Genomic DNA, 1628 nt, shown 5'->3' on the forward strand with positions numbered 1-1628 from the left:
TTTTTTCTACCGTTTGTCAAGCTTATCAAGGTATTTGACGAAAAATATTTTGAGTTCAATAGTCAAAATAAGGAAATTGTTTTATTTTGGACTAAATTTTAGTGTAAAAAGTGCATACAAAACCAACACCTTATGTTGAAATTTTTTGATAAGGTGTTACAATGATAGAGCATAAACAGTTTTACCGATTTTGGGTTGAAGCGTAATCGTAAAGTTTGTTATGCATAATGAGGTAATACATTGTCCGAATGAGACGATGTATGGAGGCAATCGTGTGTGGCTTGGTTGAAGTCGTTTGCGATTGTCTTTTTCGTTTCTCATAAAAGTCTGCGATATGGCAAGGATTAGTATGACTGGCTGAAGCGATATTGTGGATACACTTGAACAGAATCTTTCTAGCGTAGGGATTGCCACGTTTGGTAATGTGTTCTTTAGCGAGGAAGTTACCAGATTCATAGTGTCTCAGGTCAATACCGATAAAGGCATTGATTTGATTGGCAGACTGAAAACGGCGAATATCTCCCAGTTCACCAATAATACTTGTTGCAGTAGTCTCAGCTATTCCAGGAATAGAGAGCAGAATGTCATATTCAGGTAATGGCTGAGCTAGTTCCACCATTTCGTCTAAGACTGCCTGTCTCTGTTCAGAAAGTCTAAGCAATTCTTTTGTATAGTAACGGACCTCTTCCAGCATTGGAGAGTTTTTCTTGACGGCACAATACGATTGATTAGCTAGTGCTATCAGCTTCTCGGCTAAGTACGCTACACGCTTGTCCGAAATCCGTTTTGAAGTAGATTGACGAATGCTTTCTGAGAGTTCGTCCTTGCTTAAATCAAGCACGAAGTCCTTGCAAGGAAAAGCTATGACCAGGTTCCAGTATTGTTCACCAGTTGGTGTTGACAAGATATTTTCCAATTCAGGGAAAGTGACCTGTAAGGCCTTGTGCAGGCGGTTTTTAGCTCGAACAATGTCCTCGGTCAGATTCTGATAGAAACGGCTGAGATCCCGCAAGTTTTGGTAGACTTCTTTTTGGACATACGTCGTTTTACGATTCAGTACAAACTGAGATTGAGCTAGTTTTTCGGCGTCAATTTGATCTGTTTTTCTCACACGCAAGCTATCCAGTTGCTTCTTGGCTTCTAAGGGATTGAGTCGTGTATAAGCGTAGCCATGTTCATCCAGAAAAGTTTGAAGACGACGAGAATAGACGCCTGTTGCTTCAAAGATGATTTCTGGCTTGTGGACGGTTTTCAAATCGCCAAGTAGCCGAGAAAAGCCAATGGCATCATTGGACATGGTATAGCCATGAACTTTCTCGCCGTTAACTAGAATGGCTACTTCTGAACTTACTTTACTCACGTCAATCCCAAATACTACTCGCATGATATTACCTCTTTGTCTTGAATGATTCCTTGTTTTAGTGATGTCATTTTCAATACTCGACGTCTGGCGTCCCACATACTTTGATAACATTCTTTCTAAAACAGGTGTCTTGCCAGTTTTTGTTGCGACGTCTAGCGTCAAAAAGCCCTACGACTTAACAAGACACCTCTACTTTATCATAAAGAAAAAGTAGTGAGTACTTTCTCCCGTCGGAGATTTCCTCACTACTAATCTTAGTATGTTT

At 40.2% G+C, this 1628-nt stretch carries 1 protein-coding gene; it reads right to left on the bottom strand.

What is annotated here, in order from left to right; genetic code table 11:
- Nucleotides 1-181: 181 nt before the first annotated feature.
- Nucleotides 182-1384 carry an IS110 family transposase gene (locus ACVC7T_RS10890; protein ID WP_105145173.1) on the bottom strand — a complete coding sequence of 401 codons (1203 nt, stop codon included), beginning with the start codon at nt 1382-1384 and terminating at the stop codon, nt 182-184.
- Nucleotides 1385-1628 lie beyond the last annotated feature (244 nt).

The organism is Streptococcus sp. P25B114 (assembly GCF_053010325.1).